1 pseudogene is annotated in these 714 nt (G+C 59.0%); it reads left to right on the top strand.

The annotated features are described in order from the left end of the window. Nucleotides 1-613, top strand: a pseudogene (locus AC3A6J_RS27990) (type VI secretion system tip protein VgrG); the annotation flags it as partial. Nucleotides 614-714: the final 101 nt, after the last annotated feature.

Genomic DNA, 714 nt, shown 5'->3' with positions numbered 1-714 from the left:
TGCGACCGAGACGATCACGGGTGGCGAGACGCGCATGGTCACCGGTGGGCTGACCGAGACGGTCAATGGCGGCGTGATGCTGACGGTGAATGGCACGGTGGTGCGGATCCTCAGCGGTACCGATCTACGGATCATCGGCGCAGGGCGCATCGAGATCATCAACGCGATCGATAGCAAGGTGGTGCTCGGGCCGAACATCACCACCGTGACCGGTCCCAAGATCGTGTTTGCCCCATTCATCATTCACTACGCCGACACCTACACGATCAACACCGTCAACTACATCGTCAACGCCAAGGTGGTGATTCACAACAAGCCCACGCAGACGCTCCACATCCAGGAGCACAGCCACTGGCGTTGGACGCGCTACGACATCGAAGTGTGGCAGGGCGGGACGCACAACCTGGCCTTCGACATCTACGGCATGAAGCTGATGGTGAGCAGGTGGTTCTTGTCTGCCAACGGCATCTTCGTCAATCTCGCAGCGAAGACCGAGATCCAGACGATGAACAAGTACACGGTCGGCTGGTTGAAGTTTCGACAGTTCGCGAAGGAAGCCAAGACCCATGGCGTGCGTGCAGTAAAGGGAACGATTTTCGTCAAGGCGAACTGAAAAGGATGGTGGTGATGACCAGGATCGTTACGGCCCACACCCCGCTGGGTGAAGAGCAGCTGAAGTTCCGCTCGATGCGCGGCACCGAGGGGCTGTCGCAG

Source organism: Variovorax sp. Soil_C_39, assembly GCF_057656815.1.
This window is presented reverse-complemented; position numbering and strand designations above follow the sequence as displayed.